Annotated in this window: 21 protein-coding genes; 19 read left to right on the top strand and 2 right to left on the bottom strand. The window is 36.5% G+C overall.

Going from position 1 to position 19,936, the window contains the following annotated elements; genetic code table 11:
• Window positions 1-3 precede the first annotated feature (3 nt).
• Window positions 4-1,269 (bottom strand): PLP-dependent aminotransferase family protein, encoded by a 1,266-nt coding sequence (locus SFC32_RS07590; RefSeq protein WP_411050022.1) that lies wholly within the window; start codon window positions 1,267-1,269, stop codon window positions 4-6.
• Window positions 1,270-1,407: 138 nt separating this feature from the next.
• Between SFC32_RS07590 and SFC32_RS07585 the strand changes: the two genes are divergently transcribed.
• From SFC32_RS07585 to SFC32_RS07545, 9 genes are all read left to right on the top strand, one after another.
• Window positions 1,408-2,268 (top strand): pyridoxamine kinase, encoded by an 861-nt coding sequence (locus SFC32_RS07585; RefSeq protein ID WP_411050023.1) that lies wholly within the window; start codon window positions 1,408-1,410, stop codon window positions 2,266-2,268.
• Window positions 2,265-2,822, top strand: coding sequence for an ECF transporter S component (locus SFC32_RS07580; RefSeq protein WP_258256189.1), 558 nt, complete (start codon window positions 2,265-2,267; stop codon window positions 2,820-2,822). Before SFC32_RS07585 ends, SFC32_RS07580 begins: the two co-directional genes overlap by 4 nt.
• Before the next feature lie 158 nt (window positions 2,823-2,980).
• Complete coding sequence (locus tag SFC32_RS07575) at window positions 2,981-4,519, top strand: ABC-F family ATP-binding cassette domain-containing protein (protein WP_074625733.1); 1,539 nt, start codon at window positions 2,981-2,983, stop codon at window positions 4,517-4,519.
• 93 nt (window positions 4,520-4,612) lie between these two features.
• The gene (locus SFC32_RS07570; protein ID WP_411050024.1) at window positions 4,613-5,308 is read left to right on the top strand and encodes an ABC transporter ATP-binding protein; all 696 of its coding nucleotides are present in this window, start codon (window positions 4,613-4,615) and stop codon (window positions 5,306-5,308) included.
• Complete coding sequence (locus SFC32_RS07565; RefSeq protein ID WP_411050025.1) at window positions 5,305-6,024, top strand: lantibiotic ABC transporter permease; 720 nt, start codon at window positions 5,305-5,307, stop codon at window positions 6,022-6,024. Before SFC32_RS07570 ends, SFC32_RS07565 begins: the two co-directional genes overlap by 4 nt.
• Complete coding sequence (locus SFC32_RS07560; RefSeq protein ID WP_411050026.1) at window positions 6,017-6,685, top strand: ABC transporter permease; 669 nt, start codon at window positions 6,017-6,019, stop codon at window positions 6,683-6,685. Before SFC32_RS07565 ends, SFC32_RS07560 begins: the two co-directional genes overlap by 8 nt.
• Window positions 6,686-6,736: 51 nt before the next feature.
• Window positions 6,737-7,423 (top strand): response regulator transcription factor, encoded by a 687-nt coding sequence (locus tag SFC32_RS07555; RefSeq protein ID WP_411050027.1) that lies wholly within the window; start codon window positions 6,737-6,739, stop codon window positions 7,421-7,423.
• Window positions 7,416-8,753, top strand: coding sequence for a sensor histidine kinase (locus SFC32_RS07550; protein ID WP_411050028.1), 1,338 nt, complete (start codon window positions 7,416-7,418; stop codon window positions 8,751-8,753). The genes SFC32_RS07555 and SFC32_RS07550 overlap by 8 nt, the downstream gene beginning before the upstream one ends.
• Window positions 8,754-9,046: 293 nt before the next feature.
• Window positions 9,047-9,364 carry a hypothetical protein gene (locus SFC32_RS07545; protein ID WP_039696897.1) on the top strand — a complete coding sequence of 106 codons (318 nt, stop codon included), beginning with the start codon at window positions 9,047-9,049 and terminating at the stop codon, window positions 9,362-9,364.
• Window positions 9,365-9,582: 218 nt separating this feature from the next.
• Here SFC32_RS07545 and SFC32_RS07540 read toward each other — a convergent pair whose 3' ends face one another.
• The gene (locus tag SFC32_RS07540; RefSeq protein ID WP_278914442.1) at window positions 9,583-9,990 is read right to left on the bottom strand and encodes a DUF4231 domain-containing protein; all 408 of its coding nucleotides are present in this window, start codon (window positions 9,988-9,990) and stop codon (window positions 9,583-9,585) included.
• Between the two features lie 188 nt (window positions 9,991-10,178).
• On the opposite strand from SFC32_RS07540, the gene ylqF reads away from it, so the two are divergent.
• The 10 genes from ylqF to SFC32_RS07490 all read left to right on the top strand — a co-directional run bounded on the left by ylqF (window position 10,179) and on the right by SFC32_RS07490 (window position 19,884).
• On the top strand, window positions 10,179-11,033 hold the full coding sequence (gene ylqF, locus SFC32_RS07535; protein WP_039696900.1) for a ribosome biogenesis GTPase YlqF: 855 nt from the start codon (window positions 10,179-10,181) through the stop codon (window positions 11,031-11,033).
• Window positions 11,020-11,799 carry a ribonuclease HII gene (locus SFC32_RS07530; RefSeq protein ID WP_411050029.1) on the top strand — a complete coding sequence of 260 codons (780 nt, stop codon included), beginning with the start codon at window positions 11,020-11,022 and terminating at the stop codon, window positions 11,797-11,799. Before ylqF ends, SFC32_RS07530 begins: the two co-directional genes overlap by 14 nt.
• Window positions 11,800-12,351, top strand: coding sequence for a sugar O-acetyltransferase (locus SFC32_RS07525; protein ID WP_411050030.1), 552 nt, complete (start codon window positions 11,800-11,802; stop codon window positions 12,349-12,351). It begins immediately after the preceding gene.
• A 70-nt stretch (window positions 12,352-12,421) separates the two neighbouring features.
• Window positions 12,422-13,264: a DNA-processing protein DprA gene (gene dprA, locus SFC32_RS07520; RefSeq protein ID WP_074964653.1), complete on the top strand. Its 843-nt coding sequence runs from the start codon at window positions 12,422-12,424 to the stop codon at window positions 13,262-13,264.
• A 94-nt stretch (window positions 13,265-13,358) separates the two neighbouring features.
• A complete protein-coding gene (gene topA, locus SFC32_RS07515) occupies window positions 13,359-15,497 on the top strand; it encodes a type I DNA topoisomerase (protein WP_074601924.1) in 2,139 nt (712 codons plus the stop codon).
• Between the two features lie 144 nt (window positions 15,498-15,641).
• A complete protein-coding gene (locus tag SFC32_RS07510; protein WP_093814513.1) occupies window positions 15,642-16,307 on the top strand; it encodes a SatD family protein in 666 nt (221 codons plus the stop codon).
• A complete protein-coding gene (locus tag SFC32_RS07505) occupies window positions 16,307-17,029 on the top strand; it encodes a DUF3307 domain-containing protein (protein ID WP_411050031.1) in 723 nt (240 codons plus the stop codon). The genes SFC32_RS07510 and SFC32_RS07505 overlap by 1 nt, the downstream gene beginning before the upstream one ends.
• An 11-nt stretch (window positions 17,030-17,040) precedes the next feature.
• Window positions 17,041-17,523 carry a hypothetical protein gene (locus tag SFC32_RS07500; RefSeq protein ID WP_411050032.1) on the top strand — a complete coding sequence of 161 codons (483 nt, stop codon included), beginning with the start codon at window positions 17,041-17,043 and terminating at the stop codon, window positions 17,521-17,523.
• Between the two features lie 173 nt (window positions 17,524-17,696).
• A complete protein-coding gene (gene trmFO / locus SFC32_RS07495) occupies window positions 17,697-19,034 on the top strand; it encodes a methylenetetrahydrofolate--tRNA-(uracil(54)-C(5))-methyltransferase (FADH(2)-oxidizing) TrmFO (protein WP_411050033.1) in 1,338 nt (445 codons plus the stop codon).
• Window positions 19,035-19,062: 28 nt separating this feature from the next.
• A complete protein-coding gene (locus SFC32_RS07490; protein ID WP_411050034.1) occupies window positions 19,063-19,884 on the top strand; it encodes a sugar phosphate isomerase/epimerase family protein in 822 nt (273 codons plus the stop codon).
• Window positions 19,885-19,936: the final 52 nt, after the last annotated feature.

Genomic DNA, 19,936 nt, shown 5'->3' with positions numbered 1-19,936 from the left:
ATTTTATCGCTCACTTATCATTCTTAAAATGCTGAAAATATCCTGATTATTTGAAAGCTTAATGAATCGTTTTTCTGTCAAAGAAAGGTAGTTATCCTCCAAATAGTTGATTTTATCGGTGAATTTTAGGTCACCTAAGTGTTGGTCTTTAGGAAGTTCAAGTACCAATCCTTGAAGAGAGCTGCTGAAATGCTGAATCCTTGGAAAGTCAGTAAGAACGATATCAATTTTCTGCCTTTGTTTTTGAAAAACTTGCTTGAGGTAATTCAGATTTTTTTCAAACAAACCGCTATCCAGATAAAGCGATAGCGCTTTTTGCATGATAAGGTTGGTATCATAGTCAATCATTTTCTTATGGTCAAGAAAAGCTTTTGTTAAAGCTGGTGGTAAGATAATGGTCCCCAAACGCAAAGCAGGAAAAATGGTCATTGAAAAGGACTTAAGGTAAATAACGTGACCAGAAGTGTCGTAATAATGGAGAGGCAAATCCGTTGATTTTGCAAAATCTCCCATGTAATCATCCTCGATGATGTAGACATCGTAGCGTTCAGCCAATTCAACAATCCTTTGCTTTTCACTGGTCGAATACGATAAACCAAGGGGATTTGAAAAACGTGAAATAGTGTAGAAAAACTTGATATCACCAGTCTTAAACAATTCTTCTAACCTTGCTAAATCAATCCCTTCAAAATCACGTTCAATGGTCTGATAAGGCAGTTTTAGAGAAGTAACCAAATCATTCATTCGATGATAAGTTGGCTGTTCCAAAAGAATTGTCTTCTTGTGATTTGGAAAAGTCACCTGCGAAAGGATGTAAAGGGCTTGTTGAGTCCCTGAAGTAACTAGAATGTCTTCTTTTTTTGCGTAAATAGCGCTCTTTTCAAGATAATCTTGCAAGGAATCGATTAATTCTTGTAATCCTTCTTGCTGATAGTAGTAGTTAAAGAGGTAATTCTCACGATTCACAAGGGTTTCTGTTAGGCACGTTGTAAAGTCTTCATAAGCCATGTTGTTGTAATCAGATAAACTGAGATTCAGAGGTGTTTCCTTTTGGCTTTTTCCTTCAAGGACATAATAACCACTTTTTTCAACAGCATAAATGTAATTTTTAAACTTTAATTCTAGCAAAGCCCGCTGAACAGTGTCTTTACTGCAATGGAATTTTTGGCTTAGACGGCGAATGGAAGGAATGCGCTCACCTTTTTGCAATTTACCATTTTCGATTTGGTCGATGATAGTTGTTATGATTTCTTGGTATTTACTAGTCATAATCTGTCCCCATACAGTTTCTTATGATACCTATTGTATAATAAATTGAATTTTCTTACAATATTTCTAAACTCTTAATTTAAAACCTTTTCAAGTTATTGAATCTGGTTTTGAGGCGAGATTAGAAAGCCATTTATTATGAATCAAATTACACGTTCTGTGATTGTTGCCAACGATGTTGTTGGGGTTGGAAAAGTGGCGCTATCCAGTGCTTTGCCCGTTTTATCAACTTGTCAAATTGAAGTCATTCCTATGCCGACAGTTTTGTTATCTTCGCATACAGGTGGATTTGATAAGATTGCTATTACAGATTTAACTCAAGCAACACAAGGTTTCATCAAGCAATGGGAGACGCTTGATTTCCCATGTCATGGTTTAATTACAGGGTATTTTAAGAATCAAATACAGTTAGAAGACTTAGCTAAATTTGCTAGTGAGCATAAGCTGCCACGCTTTGTTGATCCTATTATGGCTGATAAGGGTCGTCTGTATGCTGGATATGAGCAAGATTTTGTGCTAGCTATGCGAGAATTTTGTAAAAATGCCGATGTGATTACGCCGAATTTAACAGAAGCTTGTCTTTTAGCTGATTATCCTTATCTTGGCGAGACTTATACAAAAACTGATATCGAGCAACTCTGTGAACGTTTATCCCATCTTCATAATAAACACGTTATCTTAACCGGAGTTTCTTTTGAAGCTGATAATGTTGGATTAGCGCATTATGATAGCGAAAGTGGAGAAATCACTTATCATTTTTCGAAAGCCTATCCATATCATTTCTTTGGAACAGGGGATTTAGTAACGGCAGTTCTTGGGGCTGGCTATTTTCACGGCTTAAGTCTAGATGATGTTGCAAAAGTAGCTCTAAACTTTATCGATAAGACCTTACAAAGGACTTTGTCATTAAAGCGAGATTTGCGTTTTGGCTTGTCATATGAACCTTATTTGCCAGACTTAGCTTTACAAATCAAACAATTAATGGAGGAAAAAGCATGAAAAATCTTACCACACGTCAACTTGTTGAACTTAGTTTTTATTCAGCATTAATCTTTATCAGTGTTCAGTTTTTACGTATTCCGCTGGGTGCTCAGTTTGTTCATTTTGGTAATGCCTTGGTTGTAATAGCGGTTCTACTATTTGGTTCAAGAATTGCAGCACTTGTTGCATCTATCGGGCTAGGCTTGTTCGATGTGCTTAATGGCTATGCTGCGGAAGTTTGGATTACGATTTTAGAATCATTAATTGTTTGTTTAGTTCTTCATTTTGTTTTTGAAAAACTTTTGCATTCTGATACTAAAACACGCAATGTGATCATTGTTGGGGTCGTAGCTGCCATTACAAAAATCATTAGTAACCTTGTTAAATACACTTTGATTAACAGTCTTGTGGGTGGTCTTCATTTGCAAGTAGCCTTTTTGACAGCTTTAGTTAAAATCGGTGGAACATTTGGTTCAGCACTTGTCACAATTATTTCTGTGCCAATTTTATACCCAATCTTAAAACAATTCTTCATTCCAGAAAAAAGCCATGCTAAAGCGATTTCTGAATAAATCACAAAAGCCTTTTAAAAAGGCTTTTTAGTTTGCGTTTTCAACAGCTAAAGTCATTGCTTTAGCGCTTAAAGTCATGCTATAATTGAAAAGATTATTATAAATAGGCTGTTTGCGCAGCTATTTTCAAAAAGAAAATAAACGAAAGAATATAAGAGATGAGTATTTTAGAAGTTAAACATTTAAGTCATGGCTTTGGGGAGCGTACGATTTTTGAAGATGTGTCTTTCCGTCTGTTGAAAGGAGAGCATATCGGTCTTGTCGGGGCAAACGGTGAAGGAAAATCAACTTTTATGAGTATCGTAACTGGACATTTACAACCTGATGAAGGAAAAGTTGAGTGGTCAAAATACGTCACTGCAGGTTACTTGGACCAACATACTGTACTTGAAGCAGGGATGACAGTACGTGATGTCTTACGTACAGCTTTTGATGAGCTTTTCAAAACAGAAGCACGTATCAATGACATTTACATGTCTATGGCTGATGAAGGCGCAGATATGGATGCTCTGATGGAAGAAGTAGGAGAGTTGCAAGATCGTCTAGAATCACGCGATTTTTACACTTTGGACGCCAAAATTGATGAAGTTGCACGCGCTCTTGGTGTTATGGATTTTGGCATGGAGTCTGACGTCACAGAACTATCTGGTGGTCAACGTACCAAAGTTCTTTTAGCAAAACTTTTGCTTGAAAAACCTGATATTTTGCTTCTTGACGAACCAACAAACTACCTTGATGCTGAACACATTGAATGGTTGAAACGTTACCTTCAAAACTATGAAAATGCCTTCGTTTTGATTTCACACGATATTCCATTCTTAAATGATGTAATTAATATTGTTTATCACGTGGAAAATCACGATTTGGTTCGTTACACTGGTGACTATGATAACTTCCAAGCCGTTTATGCTATGAAAAAAGCACAGCTTGAAGCAGCTTATGAGCGTCAACAAAAAGAAATTGCTGACTTGCAAGACTTTGTTAATCGTAACAAAGCGCGTGTTGCCACACGTAATATGGCTATGTCACGTCAGAAAAAATTGGACAAGATGGACCGCATTGAGTTGCAAGCTGAAAAACCAAAACCATCCTTTGAATTCAAAGAATCACGTACACCAAGTCGCTTTATCTTCCAAACACAAGACTTGGAAATTGGTTATGATCGTCCATTGACAAAACCACTTAACCTAACTTTTGAACGTAATCAGAAAGTTGCCATCGTTGGTGCCAACGGTATTGGTAAAACAACACTTCTTAAGAGCTTACTAGGAATCATTCCGCCAATTTCAGGAAGCGTTGAACGTGGTGATTACATTGAACTTGGTTACTTTGAACAAGAAGTCGCTGCTGGTAATCGTCAAACACCGCTTGAAGCTGTCTGGGATGCCTTTCCTGCATTGAACCAAGCAGAAGTGCGTGCTGCTCTTGCTCGCTGTGGTTTGACATCAAAACATATCGAAAGTCAAATTCAAGTACTTTCTGGTGGAGAACAAGCAAAAGTGCGTTTTTGCCTGCTTATGAACCGCGAAAACAACGTGCTAGTACTTGACGAACCAACCAACCACTTAGACGTTGATGCTAAAGAAGAATTGAAACGTGCTCTTAAAGCCTACAAGGGTAGCGTCCTAATGGTTTGCCACGAGCCTGATTTCTATGAAGGTTGGACAGAAGTTTGGGACTTCAATGAATTAATGTAATGAAAAAGCTTGAGAAATTTCTCAAGCTTTTTTAGTTTTCTGAACTAATTCTGAAAAAACTAATGTATCCTTGATAAAAAAGGAGGTTAGCTTATGCAAATTCAAATTAAACATATCAAGAAAGTCTTTAAGGATAAGAAAGTTTTAAATGATATTTCATTTACCATCGAATCAGGTTCGATTTGTGGACTTTTGGGAGTCAATGGAGCTGGGAAATCTACATTAATGAAAATACTCTATGGTTTAGAAAGTCAGAGTGCTGGTGAAATTTTATTTGATGGAAAAACGAGTAAAGAGATAAAAGATGATAAAAAATTTGGTGCTTTAATTGAGTCACCAGCTATTTACATGAATTTATCAGCTTTTGATAATTTAAAAACTAAAGCACTGCTTTATGATATTCCAGACGAAACCATACGAGAAACCTTGAACTTAATTGGTTTAGCAAATACTGGTCGCAAAAAAGCTGGCAAATTTTCTTTAGGAATGAAGCAACGTTTAGGACTTGGTATGGCAATCATTACCAATCCAGAATTTCTGATTTTAGACGAGCCAACTAACGGCTTAGACCCAGATGGCATCAAAGAACTTTTAGATTTAATCAACTCTCTCAAGCAAAAAGGAGTGACGATTCTCATCTCAAGTCACCAATTACATGAAGTTAGTAAGATTGCAGATGATATTGTTATCCTGCATCAAGGAAAAATTCATTACAATCAGCCCAATCAAGACAAACAAGATTTAGAAAAACTCTTCTTTTCTATTGTCCATGGAGGTTATGAAAAATGAGAAAAATACTTCAGTCAGAATGCCTAAAACAAAAACATGGTGCTTACTTTAAATTATGTTTATTCTTGCCATTTATCTCTCTGTTTATCGCTTTTTTGCTTTGCGGACCAACGATTCTAGAGAGTTTTTCAATTTATTGGTGGGAAGCATTGTTTTTATTTACTTTGGCAGGATTGTTATTTGTTTATGATTATAAAGCTGAAGAAGGAGCTGGACATTTCCAAAACACACTTCAAGGTAAATTAACTGGAAAAATTAAAATCGCAAAAGTCATGACGGCATTAAAGAACCTATTTTTAGCAAGTTGTGTTCTGTTACTTTTTCTTTATCTTGTCTCATTTGTTTTTTGCGGTGTGATGACTGTCCACTTTTTTCGTGACGCTTGGGTACTATTATTGATGCTTATTGCTTCTGCATGGAATGTCCCTCTCTTATTTTACCTTTCAAAATGGATTAATTGTTATTTGGTCTTCGTTCTAAATTCTTTTTTATGTTTGCTCGTTGCGCCATTTTTAGCACAAACGTCTTTTTGGTATTTATTTCCCTACACATATCATTATAAAATCGCCCAAGCTCTTCTCCACTTAAAACCTTCTGGAGAAGTAGAAGTACTAAATCACCCTCATCCTGTAGGACTATGCATTGTAGCAATCAGTTTATCTGTCCTTTTATTTCTTATCTTCATCAAAGTACTAAAGGAGCAAAAACGTGGTTAAGATTTTAAAAAGCGAGTTCTTAAAATTAAAAAATTCGGCTATTTTATACCTGATGATTGGTTTATTTGCGTTAGAATGGTTAACCATACCAGTTTATTTATCAAATCATCAAACCTCCTACGCCCTAGAGGCGATGACCTTTTTACCCATGCTAGCTTATTGTTTAATGCTGGCTATTGTCTCGCTGCTAACAATAGAGCAAGAAGAACAAGCTAATCACTGCCAAAATATCAACAGTAGTCACAATAGAGCTAAAATCTGGTTGCTTAAGTTGTTAGCGCGTGATCTTATTGTTATTCTGCCTTGTCTTATTTTATGGGGGAGCATTGGATATGTGATCAATGATGTCTCTTATGCCTTTTATTCAGGAAGCTTGACTTGGCTTTTACTTGTCTTTCTCAATCATTTTCATCATTTACTTAGCTTATGGGCAGGAAAAGGTCTTAATCTCATTATCTCATTCGTGGAGTGTCTTTTTATCATTTTTGCTTCAAATCATGCTTTTGTGGGTAATTTCTGGATTCCTATCATTTTGCCAGTTAATGCTATCTTAATGCTTGAAAAAAAGCTAATGATTAAGACCATTTTCATCTTGTTAGCTTTGATACTGATGTTAGATGTTATAGCCGTTTTAACACTTAAACGCAATAAAAATGAGTGAAATCATGTTTCTTATAGTAAAATAGAAACAAATACAATTGAGGTGACAAAAGTGTACAAAATTTTAGTTGTGGACGACGATTTTGAGATTTTAAAACTAATGACTAATATTTTTGAAATGCAAAATTATGCTGTAACAACTTATCAAGTAGTAAACTCTCCTATTGATATCAATGATTTTATGGGATTTGACTTAATTTTACTCGATGTTATGATGCCAAATGTGGATGGTATGGCTCTTTGCCAAGAAATTCGCCATCGTATTGCAACACCAATTATCTTTGTTAGTGCTAAAGATAGCGAAGAAGATATCATTTCTGGTCTCAAACTCGGCGGCGATGACTACATCACCAAACCATTTAGTATTAAACAACTAGTCGCAAAAGTGGAAGCACATTTAAAAAGGGAAGAACGCTTTAAGCAGGCAAAAAAAGACTTTCAAGAATTTAAACGTGAATTTTCTACAATGACATTTTACTTGCAGGAAAAAAGCATTTACATTAATGGTGAACGCGTTCCTCTAACCAGTCGTGAATACCATATTCTAGAGCTCTTGTCTAGCCAGCCTAAAAAAGTTTTTACACGTGAAAATATCTACGAAAGCGTATATAGCGATGATTCGGATGCTCTATTTAGATCAATTTCAGAATACGTTTATCAGATACGTCAAAAATTTTCTTCCTATGACATCAATCCTATAAAAACAGTTCGAGGAGTTGGATATCAGTGGCATGATTAAAGTAAAAAAAATTAAGACATTAAAACAACGCATTTTTCAAACTGTGGTTGAAGTGATTATTGGAACTGTCCTTGTTGTCTGTTTGATTTTAACCTTAACAAGTGTCCTTGCCTATACGAAACAAATTACTCTCAGCAATCAGCTAAATATTAGTCTTTCAGATAAGGTCTCTAAGGATAAGATTGTCAAGGAAATGACGAAAACACCTTATGACTACGTTTTGTATGATCAGACTGGGAAGGTCATTAAGCGAACAAACGTCACTGAGGATTTGATGTATTACCAAAAAGCTTTTAAAGAGAGAAAAAACTTAAACGAAAATGGGGTTACCTATTACCTTGCCCAAAATTCGCACTACGTTTTAGTTGTCCGACAATCTAGCATACCAGAGTTTTCAAATCATGCGCTTCGCTCAATTTCGTACAATACGCTGACTTACATCATCTTTATCATCGGCTTTTTGCTGGTCCTTATTTTTGCAATCACAAGACTGCTCAAAGAATTCACTTCAAATTTTTATGCTATCCAAAAATCAACTCAAAATATGGGAACTAAGTCTCACTCAGATTTCCTAGAGCATTCTAGAATTGCGGAATTTGATGACACCTTAACTGTTTTAGCACAAAAAAGTGATGAATTAGCTGAACTGATTGAAAGAGAAAGAAGCGAAAAGAAAGATTTATCTTTTCAAATCGCTGCCTTAGCTCACGATGTCAAAACTCCGTTAACGGTCATTAAGGGAAATATCGAACTGCTTGAAATGACACCACTTAACGAACAACAAACGAGTTTTCTAACATCAATCAATAATAGCCTTTTAGTATTTGAAAACTATTTCAATGCAATGCTTAACTATAGTCGTCAATTAAGCGATAACGACCATAAAGAAAAGCTATTCTTAAAGCCTTTTTTAGCTGATTTATCGGTAAAAATTGAAGATATTCTAAAACCAAATGCAATTGATTTCAAGATGAGAAATACCTGTGCTACCGATTCTTTTTTAGCAAATAGCTTAAATCTTAAACGTGCACTGATTAATATCCTAGTAAACGCTAGTCAACATGCCCCAAAAGGAAAAATTCGTCTTAGCATTTCAGAAGATGATAGTCATCTCATATTCTCCATTTGGAATGATGGTCAACCATTTTCAGATGAAGCTCTTAAAAATGCCGCAAAATTTTTCTTCACTGAACATAATAGCAGAAGCGGAAAACACTATGGTATTGGACTATCTTTTGCGAAAGTCGTAGCTGAAAAACATCATGGAGGTTTAAGAATTTCAAATCCTAGTATAGGTGGAGCAGAAGTCATTCTTTCCATTAAAAAATAACCGTTCACGACGAAAAAACGACTGTTTACGACATGGTCGTTTTTTTAATGATTAATCTGGTAAAATAGAGGATAGAAGTATTACTTTGGGGTAAATTAGATGCAACAATTGATAACAATAGTTAGTTATTTAAGTTTTTTAAGCATTTGTCTAGCTATCACGCGATTAATGAAGTGGCCTAGAAAACTTAAATCTAATATTCAAAAATCTCTAAGTATCATCGTCCTAGTGAAACTGATAGTTACTGTAATCTTTTAGCAAATCATAAAAAGGGAAATAAAAAAGGAGAAAAAATGAAAGCTACTTATAAGGGAAAAGTTGCAGATGTTTGGCAAGTCAGCAAAGATAATCGAAATAGTCCTGACTGGGTAAAAGAAGCTTTTGCAAAAAGATATTTTTGCTGGTTAGATAACCACCTTCGTGTTTTAACGGCTGGTTTAAAGCCATCGACAGTTAAAAACCTTAAAACAGGAGCGATTGGAAGCCTAGGTGGCGGATTTGCTGGCTACGGTATGTATGAATTGGCATACTTAGGCGATTATATCGATATTACCAATCGCCGTATTATTGCTCAAAAAACATTTGAAAAGGAGTATCAGATTATTGATTAAAAGAGTCACTTCGTTTATAAGAAATCACCCTAAAACGACAGCAAAATTATGGCTAGGATACTGTGCTTTTTATTTAATCATGAGTTACGTTATGCTTGGTCAAAGTCACAAATGGTTTTATGTTTTATATTACCTAACGCTTACTAGTATTCCAATACTAATTTCACTACAAAAGAAAAAATAGACCCCATGTTTCTAAAAACACGGGGTTCTTTTAATTAATTGCGATACTTAATAATCACTTCACAGCGTTCAACCAAGAGTGAAAAACGTTCATCATCTGATTTTTCCTGATAGATGCCAGCTTTAGTCTCAAAGGCAAATTTTTCTGAAGCGAGCGTTTTTGAAGTTTCTTGATAAAGTTGCCATTTATCTTTATGACTTGAAAGTGCAATGAGAGCTTCGAGAACGAGAACTAAAGAAGCAATAATCACTGCCAACAATTTAAAGCAAGGAATTGGTAAAGTAGCTAAAATCGGGATTAAAGCTAAGGTAATGATTTGAATGACTTTAAACACGATAAACCAAGCACGGTGAAAACGAGCTTTCTTATCATAGCATTTAATCGCTTGCTCTAAACGCTCTGAAAGATACGTTTTACTTGTCATTCCTTTGTAATCGTCCATTTGAATCTCCTTGATTGAAAGCTTTTTCCTATGTGATTTTATTGTATCGCCTTGCTAAGAGATAGTCAAGAATTGACTTTATGGTATAATAGAACGTGGTTTAAGATTTTAAAAATCTTAATAAAACAAGATAAATAGAGTATCAAACACAAGCAAATAAAGCTTACTATGAAAGGATAAATATCTTAATGGCTACTATTCAATGGTTCCCAGGTCACATGTCTAAAGCTCGTAGACAAGTGCAAGAAAATATTAAACACGTAGATTTCGTGACTATTTTGGTCGATGCGCGTTTGCCACTATCAAGTCAAAATCCAATGCTAACTAAAATCGTTGGTGATAAACCAAAACTTATGATTTTAAATAAAGCTGATTTGGCTGATAGCAATCGTACAAAAGAATGGCGTCGTTATTTTGAAAGCCAAGGAATTAAAACTCTTGCTGTCAACTCAAAAGAACAAGCAACTGTAAAATTAGTTACAGAAGCAGCTAAATCTTTAATGGCTGACAAATTAGCTAAATTGCGTGAACGTGGTATTCAAAAAGAAACCCTTCGTACGATGATTATCGGTATTCCAAATGCAGGTAAATCAACTCTTATGAACCGCTTAGCTGGTAAGAAAATCGCCGTTGTCGGAAATAAACCTGGTGTCACAAAAGGACAACAATGGCTTAAATCTAATAAAGATTTGGAAATCCTTGACACCCCAGGGATTCTTTGGCCAAAATTCGAAGATGAAGTGGTTGGTCTAAAACTCGCTCTTACCGGAGCTATCAAAGATCAACTTTTACCAATGGACGAAGTGACTATCTTTGGACTTAATTTCTTCAAAGAACATTACCCAGAACGTTTGATTGAACGTTATAAAGGCATTGACTTGGAAGAAGAAGCACCAGAAATTATCATGGCTATGACACAAAAACTTGGTTTTCGTGATGACTATGATCGTTTCTACGCTCTTTTTGTCAAAGATGTTCGCGAAGGTAAACTCGGGCGCTACACATTAGACATTGTAGGAGATGTTGAAAATGGCGACCGTTAAAGAAATCAAAGAAGCCTTAGCTGAGATTGATAGTCTTGACGATGCGCGCTGGAAAGTCTATGAAGAAGATAGCAGAGCAGGTGTTCAGAAGGCTATCATTCAGCGTAAAAAGGCTATTCAAGCTGATATCGATGAAAATTTACGTCTTGAAAAAATGCTGCGCTACGAAAAAGAGCTTTATCAAGCTGGTTATGAAGCTATCGGAGGCATTGATGAAGTAGGACGTGGGCCATTAGCGGGTCCTGTCGTGACTGCCTGCGTTATTCTGCCTAAGAATTGTAAAATCAAGCATCTTAATGACTCCAAGAAAATTCCTAAAAAACATCACGAAGAAATTTATGAAGAAGTTCTTGCGCGTGCTTTAGGAGTTGGTATTGGTGTTATTGATAATAATGTTATCGATGATATCAACATTTATGAAGCGACAAAAGTTGGTATGCTCCAAGCAATTGACCAAATCAAGGGACAAGTGACTAAACCCGATTATCTTTTAATTGATGCCATGCACTTAGACACTGACATTCCTCAGCAATCACTTATCAAAGGAGATGCTAATTCTTTATCAATTGCGGCAGCCTCTATCGTTGCCAAAGTCACTCGTGACCGCATGATGGCGGATTACGCCAAAGAGTATCCTGGCTATGCATTTGAAAAAAATGTCGGCTATGGTACTAAAGATCATCTTGCAGGTCTTAAAGAACACGGTATTACACCAATTCACCGTAAAACATTTGAACCAATTAAATCTATGTTGAAGGAGAACTAAATGACAAGCGAAAAAGAAAAAATGCTAGCTGGTCAGCTATATGATGCTGGTGACAGTGAGCTACTTGCCATGCGTTTACATGCCCGTAAACAAATCACACTCTTTAATAATGAAGAAGACCGTCAGAAACGTAAAGAAATTATCAAATCATTATTTGGTTCCACAGGCGATAACTTGCTAATGGAGCAGCGTTTTGTCTGCGATTACGGGTCAAATATCTACATTGGTGAGAACTTTTTCGCTAATTATAACTGTACCATGTTAGATGTCTGCGAGATTCACATTGGAGACAACGCTATGATTGGTCCGAATTGTCAGTTTTTAACTCCTCTTCACCCACTAGATGCGAAAGAACGTATTTCTGGTTTGGAATATGGAGCGCCAATAACTATTGGTGATAATGTATGGCTTGGTGGTGGGGTAACCATTCTACCAGGTGTCACTTTAGGTGATAATGTCGTCGTTGGTGCTGGCTCTGTTGTAACCAAATCATTTGGAGATAATGTGGTTATCGCCGGAAATCCAGCTAAAATCATCAAAATATTAGATTAACTCAAAAAAATCTCACAAAGTCCTATGGTTATAGGACTTTTTTTCGAATAGAAAAGTAGTGAGGTGACTAATGAATAATTTTGAACTATTTAAATTAAAACAAGCAGGACTAACAAATCTCAATATTCTAGCAATTTTAGATTATCAAAAGCGAGAGAATAAATCTCTTTCCTTGCGCGATATGGCAGTTGTGTCCAAATGTAAGAATCCTATTTTATTTATGGAAAAATACAAAGATTTGGATAGTAAAACTTTGCGAAAAGTCTTTAACCAATACCCTAGTATTTCAATACTAGATGACGACTATCCTCTGGAATTAAAACACTCTTATAATCCGCCTGTTTTGCTTTTTTATCAAGGCAATATTGAGCTACTCAATCGTCCAAAAATGGCAGTAGTAGGAGCACGCACAGCCACACAGACAGGAACCAAGTCCGTTCAAAAAATTATCAAAGAACTTGGAAATCAATTCGTCATTGTCAGTGGCTTAGCTAGAGGAATCGATACCAGCGCACATATTTCAGCCCTAAAAAATGGCGGAGCGACAATAGCAGTTATCGGTTGTGGTCTTGACATCTATTACCCCAAAGAAAACAAGCAGTTGCAGGACTACCTTGGAAAAAATCATTTGATTTTAAGTGAGTACACAGCAGTAGAAGCGCCACTAAAATACCATTTTCCAGAACGCAATCGCATCATCGCAGGGTTATCCCAAGGCGTCATAGTAGCAGAAGCTAAATTGCGATCTGGCAGCTTAATTACTTGTGAGCGAGCCCTAGAAGAAGGACGAGACGTTTTTGCCATTCCAGGTAATATTTTAGACGGAAAATCTGACGGATGTCATCATTTGATCAAAGAAGGCGCAAAGTGCATCACATCAGGCTTAGACGTCCTTTCAGAGTACCAATTGTAAACAAGTTTTTTCTATTAAATACAACTTTTTTATTGACAGTTTGGAAAAAGCGGGGTATCATGTTATAAGTTTATTACTGATAGGAAGTGAGCTTATGGCAACGACTACTACAAAAGCCCAAACAGCTGTTAAAAAGACAAGTAAAAAAACAACAAAGAAAAAAACAGCTGCCAAGAAAAACTTGGTTATTGTGGAATCACCAGCTAAAGCAAAAACCATTGAAAAATATCTAGGACGCAACTACAAAGTTGTCGCTTCAGTTGGTCATATCCGTGATTTGAAAAAATCAAGCATGTCTATTGATTTTGAAAACAACTATGAACCGCAGTATATTAATATCCGTGGTAAAGGTCCTCTAATTAATGATTTGAAAAAAGAGGCTAAAAAATCTAAAAAAGTTTATCTCGCAAGTGACCCGGACCGTGAGGGAGAAGCTATTTCATGGCATTTGGCACACATTTTGGGACTTGACGAAAATGATAAAAACCGTGTCGTTTTCAATGAAATCACTAAGGATGCTGTTAAAAATGCCTTCGTTGAACCACGTCAGATTGACATGGATTTGGTAGATGCACAACAAGCTCGTCGTGTTCTTGACCGTATTGTTGGATATTCTATCTCACCATTGCTTTGGAAAAAGGTTAAAAAAGGTCTTTCTGCAGGTCGTGTTCAGTCTGTTGCATTGAAACTCATTATCGACCGTGAAAACGAGATTAAAAACTTTAAACCTGAAGAATACTGGACAATTGATGGATTCTTCAAAAAAGGAACTAAGAAATTCCAAGCAGCCTTTTATGGCATTGATGGTAAAAAATTAAAACTCAACACTAACGAGGATGTCCAAGCAGTTCTTGCTCGACTTACAAGTGACGAGTTTAACGTAGCAAAAGTTGAAAAGAAAGAGCGTCGTCGTAACGCACCACTTCCATATACAACATCATCTCTTCAACAAGATGCTGCTAACAAAATCAACTTCCGTACACGTAAGACTATGATGGTTGCTCAACAGTTGTACGAAGGGATTAGTCTTGGTAAGAGTGGTACACAAGGTTTGATTACTTACATGCGTACCGACTCTACACGTATCAGCCCTGTTGCGCAAAATGATGCTGCAGGCTTTATTACAGAACGTTTCGGTGAAAATTACTCTAAACACGGTAGTCGTGTGAAAAACGCTTCAGGTGCTCAAGATGCCCACGAGGCTATTCGCCCATCAAACGTTAACCTAACACCAGAATCTATCGCAAAACACTTAGACAAAGACCAATTGAAACTCTACACATTGATTTGGAATCGATTTGTCGCAAGTCAAATGACAGCTGCGGTGTTTGATACCATGAAAGTTAACTTGGAGCAAAATGGCGTTCGCTTCACAGCTAACGGTAGTAAAGTCAAATTTGACGGTTACTTGGCTGTCTACAACGATTCTGATAAGAATAAAATGTTGCCCGACATGGTTGAAGGCGATGTTGTTAAGAAAGTTTCAACAAATCCTGAACAACACTTCACTCAACCACCTGCACGTTATTCTGAAGCCACATTGATTAAAACGCTTGAAGAAAACGGTGTTGGACGTCCATCAACATATGCACCAACACTTGATGTTATCCAAAGACGTTACTACGTTCGCTTGGTTTCAAAACGCTTCGAACCAACTGAATTGGGTGAAATCGTTAATAACTTGATTGTTGAATTCTTCCCAGATATCGTTGATGTCAAATTTACCGCTGACATGGAAGGTAAACTTGATGAAGTCGAAGAAGGAAAAGAACAATGGCAAAAAGTCATTGATGCTTTCTACAAACCATTTGAAAAAGAACTAGCAAAAGCAGAAACTGAAATTGAAAAAATTCAAATCAAAGATGAGCCTGCTGGTTTTGACTGTGACGTTTGTGGACACCCAATGGTAATCAAATTAGGACGCTATGGTAAATTCTACGCTTGTAGCAATTTCCCAGAATGTCACAATACCAAAGCCATCACAAAAGAAATTGGTGTGACTTGTCCAATTTGTGGCGAAGGTCAAGTGATTGAACGTAAGACAAAACGTAATCGTCTTTTCTATGGCTGTGACCGATATCCTGAGTGTGAATTCACTTCATGGGATAAACCAGTCGGACGTTCTTGTCCAAAATGTGGTCAATTCCTCGTTGAGAAGAAAATTCGTGGCGGTGGTAAACAAGTCGTCTGCAGCAACGAAGAATGTGACTACGAAGAAGCAAAAGTTAAATAAATCTTTCAAACCTTGCAAATTTTCTTTGTGAGGTTTTTTTAGGTCAGTTTTCATTGCCATTATAATAGACTTTTTGAATAATTGCCGTTATAACGGACTTTTTTTGATAAGTCTGTTATAATAGACTTATAAGAGAGGTGGCTTATGAATTATTTTGCATTAATTGGCGACATTATTGATTCAAAGAAAATCGATAATCGATACCAAGTTCAAAAAATATTAGAAACTTGCTTAAATGATTTGAATACAGAATTTAAAGAAGTATTGGTTTCAAAATTATCTATTACATTGGGAGATGAATTTCAAGGATTATTGACGCTTGATGCCCCTTTATTTCAAATTATTGACCGCATCAATCTCGCTATGCAACCTTATCAGGTACGTTTCGGAATTGGGATAGGAAAAATTCTAACAGACATCAATCCCGAACAAAGTATTGGTGCTGATGGTCCAGCTTATTGGCATGCCAGAAAAGCCATTAACTATATTCATCAAAAAAATGACTACGGCAATACACAAATTGCGGTTTCTTTTGATGATGAGAATCAAGTCAGCGTTGTTAATACCTTGATTGCAAGCAGCGAAGCTATTAAATCAGACTGGCGAGCAAGTCAAGAAATTATCTTAAAAGAATTATTAGCGCTTGGAATTTACGATGAGCAGTTCGACCAACAAATGCTTGCTAAACGATTAGAATTAACGACCAGTGCCTTATCAAAACGGCTTAAAAGCAGCAATATCAAAGTTTACCTTCGCGCACGAAAAACAGCTTTAAAATGCCTTAAACATCATGGAGAGGAGTTAGCTTAATGCCTATTACTGGACTTTCTCACTATCTCATTCAAAATCCCATTTTGACACTTTTCTTAATCTGTCACTTTTTATCTGATTTTCACCTACAAAGTCAAACAGTTGCAGATCGTAAAAACACAGAAAACAAATATCTTCTAATTCACCTACTTGGTGTCGCCTTTCCTTTGGTAATAGTAACTCTCTTTTTACCAAGTTTGTGGAAGATTAGTCTACTCATTTTCCTGACGCATTCAGTTATTGATTTTGGAAAATCAAACGTTGCTAACTGGCTTCGGTTAAATCCTATGACAACTTTCCTTCTTGATCAGATTTTACATTTAGTGATTATTGTTTTGTTAACACGTTATCAAGTAGATTCTAGTTTGATAACTAGCCAGGTTACAGGACCAGTTTTAAATATGATTTTATTTCTTGTCTTAATCACCAAACCAACGAATGTTGTCTTTAAAATCTTTTTTCAAAAATATCAACCACACGATAATCAGAAAATGGATACTATTGCAGGGGCTGGGGCGACTATTGGACTATTGGAACGTATTGTGATGAGTATTTGTATTATCTTTAATCAATTCGCCTCAATCGGTCTGGTTTTCACAGCAAAATCAATTGCACGTTATAATAAGATTTCAGAGAGCCCAGCTTTTGCAGAATATTATTTAATTGGTTCATTATTTAGTATCTTAAGTGTTCTATTAGCTGCTTGGATTTGTATATTCTAGGGAGGATAATCATGCATTTTGGCTTTTCTTATGTTGGATTGATCTTTTTAGTACTGCTAACTGTACCAAATCTTATTTGGACACGACATAAACCAAAAGATTATGACCACTATCAGTGCCAAGAAAATAAGTACTTAACCCTACTTGAACGTATTGGAGAAGTGCTTGTTACCTGTCTAGTTCTCATCTTTTCTGACTTTAACTGGCATTCTTGGACAAATTGGAATTGGTGGCTAATAGCAGCAGCTCTTTGCATGCTTCTTTATGAAATCTTTTGGATTCGTTATTTTATGGGATCAAAAAGGATGACTGATTTTTACGCCCCTATTTTGAAAATACCAGTAGCAGGAGCAAGTTTACCAATTTTTGCAGTTCTATGCCTAGCCATCTATGGTAAGAATCCTTTTTTAGCCTTAGCAGCAATTATTTTAGGAATTGGTCATATCGGCATTCACTTACAGTATCAGAATATGATTAGAAAAGATAATCATTGATTTTTACATAATTTTACTTACGTAAACAATTACAAGATTTTATTTGTATTTCACTGATTTTATGTTATGATAGTCAGGTATCAAAAATAGAAAGATTCAGATATGGGCCAACTCCCACATCTGGAAAATGAGTTTTAGGCTTTTCTAAGCTCATTTTTGGAGGTATTAGTATATTGTCTCAATCATCATACATTAACGTTATTGGAGCTGGTTTAGCTGGTTCTGAGGCTGCTTATCAGATTGCTAAGCGCGGTATTCCAGTTAAACTTTATGAAATGCGCGGTAAAAAAGCAACACCACAACATAAAACAGACAAATTTGCTGAACTCGTCTGCTCAAACTCGCTTCGTGGTGACAGTTTGACAAACGCGGTCGGTCTTTTGAAAGAAGAAATGCGCCGTTTGGATTCTGTTATCATGAAAGCTGCTGAAAGCACGCGCGTCCCTGCTGGTGGCGCTTTGGCTGTTGATCGTGATGGCTTTTCACAAATGGTAACAGACGAAGTCACAAATCATCCACTTATCGAAGTCATTCGTGAAGAAATCACTGAAATCCCAGATGATGCCATTACAGTTATCGCTAGTGGACCACTTACTTCAGATGCCTTGGCTGCAAAAATCCACGAATTAAACGGCGGCGACGGCTTCTATTTCTACGATGCGGCAGCACCAATTGTTGATAAAAGTTCTATCGACATGGATAAAGTTTACCTTAAATCACGTTATGACAAAGGGGAAGCTGCTTACCTTAACTGCCCAATGACAAAAGAAGAATTCATGGCTTTCCACGAAGCTCTTGTCAATGCTGAAGAAGCTCCGCTAAATTCATTTGAAAAAGAAAAATACTTCGAAGGTTGTATGCCAATCGAAATCATGGCAAAACGAGGCATTAAAACAATGCTCTATGGTCCTATGAAACCTGTCGGACTAGAATACCCAGAAGATTACAAAGGACCACGTGATGGCGAGTTTAAAACACCTTATGCCGTTGTTCAATTGCGTCAAGACAATGCAGCTGGTAGCTTATTTAACATCGTTGGTTTCCAAACACACCTTAAATGGGGAGAACAAAAACGTGTCTTCCGTATGATTCCAGGCCTCGAAAATGCTGAATTTGTACGTTACGGCGTTATGCACCGTAACTCATACATGGATTCACCAAACCTTTTGACAGAAACATTTGCTACACGTCAAAATCCAAATCTTTTCTTCGCTGGTCAAATGACTGGGGTTGAAGGTTATGTTGAATCTGCTGCATCAGGTCTTGTAGCTGGTATCAATGCTGTGCGTCGTTTCAAGGGTGAAGAACCTGTTATTTTCCCTCAAACAACAGCTATCGGTGCTTTACCACACTACATCACTCATGCTGAAAGCAAACATTTCCAACCAATGAACGTTAACTTTGGTATCGTTAAAGAACTCGAAGGACCACGTATCCGTGATAAAAAAGAACGTTACGAAAAAGTTGCTGAACGTGCTTTGAAAGACTTAGAAGAATACCTTAACGTTTAAACCTATTAATCAAAGAAGAGGTGACATCATGTTTCCAATTCAATTAGGATTAAAAGCTAGCTGCGCTCCAGAGCAAGTAGCTAGTCGTCTAAAATATCATCCAGATGTTTTTGAATTTTTCACAAGCGAAGCTGATTATACAACTGATGGCTTAAAACAACTAGAAGAAGCTATCAAGAAAGTAAAATCAAGTGGTGTAAAGACTATCGTTCTTCATCATCCCATGAAGTACCAAGGAAAGCGTTTGGAATTAGTAGCTCATCCAAAAAATAATGCTGAATTGGTTAACTTTATCGATTTTTCAACACAAAAATTACTTGATTTAGCAAAAAAATACGACTGTAAAGTGCTGGTTCACGGCTCTTACGAGTTAGAAGAAGCTGAACTATTAGAACCTTTTGCTTCAATTGAGGATGCTCGTCAGTATCTTTTCTCTCGCATGGATCATTTTTGCCATATTGGTAAAGGTTATATCATGTTTGAAAATGGGATTTCAAGGCTCTATGCCTATGGAGATCCTAAATTTGATGGCTTGCTAGCGAAAAAAGCTTACCCGCTTGCCTATGATATTTCTCATGCTTTTATCTATCTTCACGGTGATAACGAGGCTCTTCAACAGTCTCTAAAGACTTTGAAGGATCATATCGTTCATTACCATTTAGTAGATTCTCTAGGTAAAACCCATGATAGCCTGACACTCGGACATGGAAAAATCGATTGGGCTAAAGCTTTGCCACTCTTTAACGAAAAAGCAAGTAGTATCTACGAGATTAACTTAAAAGACTTAACTAATCCAGTTGAACAGCTCGAAAGTCATGCTTACCTAAAACAGATTGCACAAAGCTTGTAAGATAATACAAAACACAGAAGCCAATATACTTCTGTGTTTTTCTTACATTTTT

Source organism: Streptococcus sp. TATVAM-FAB8 (assembly GCF_046592795.1).
GTDB classification, from domain to species: Bacteria; Bacillota; Bacilli; order Lactobacillales; family Streptococcaceae; genus Streptococcus; species Streptococcus ruminicola.
This window is presented reverse-complemented; position numbering and strand designations above follow the sequence as displayed.